Annotated in this window: 1 protein-coding gene; it reads left to right on the top strand. The window is 66.0% G+C overall.

Going from position 1 to position 624, the window contains the following annotated elements; genetic code table 11:
- Positions 1–85 precede the first annotated feature (85 nt).
- Positions 86–624: hypothetical protein (locus tag GZ64_RS18965; RefSeq protein WP_197020502.1), on the top strand; the 539-nt coding region annotated here is incomplete at its 3' end.

The raw sequence follows: 624 nt of genomic DNA, 5'->3' as shown, positions 1-624 counted from the left end.
GGCGGAGCGGGTGGTCGGTCAGGAGTGGCTGGTCGGTGGTCAGGTCGTGTCGGATGCTGTGGTGCGTTCGCAGTCGGGGCGTGTGGTGAAGCAGCAGTCGTCGATGGGGTCGGCGTCGTATTCGTCGACGTACGGGTATGACGCGGCTGGGCGGTTGGTGTCGGCGACCATTCCGGGGCATGAGTTCACGTATGGGTTCGGGTCGTCGGGTGGGTGTGGTCCGAATGCGGCGGCGGGGATGTCGGGGAACCGGACGGGTCTGACGGATGTGTGGACGGCGCCGGGTCAGGCTGCGGTGTCGACGTCGACGTCGTATTGCTATGACTGGGCGGATCGGTTGTTGTCGTCGTCGGTGACGGGGGCGATCCCGGGTGCGACGACGGTGGCGGATGGTCTGGCGGCGTCGGAGATTGTGTATGACGTGCGGGGGAACACTGTTCGCCTGGGCGATATGCAGTTCTCGTATGACGCCGCGAACCGGCATGTGGGGACGACGTATGACGATGGCACGGTGGTGCGGATTGTCCGTGATGCGTCGGGCAGGATCGTGTCGCGGTCGATGGATCCGGCGGGTGCGGATCCGGCGGTGACGACGAGCTACCTGTATGCGGCGGGTGGTGATGC

This window comes from Microbacterium sp. Cr-K32 (genome assembly GCF_000708345.1).
Classification (GTDB): domain Bacteria; phylum Actinomycetota; class Actinomycetes; order Actinomycetales; family Microbacteriaceae; genus Microbacterium; species Microbacterium maritypicum_A.
Note: the sequence above shows the minus strand (reverse complement) of the source record. Positions and strands in the feature narration are given on the sequence as shown.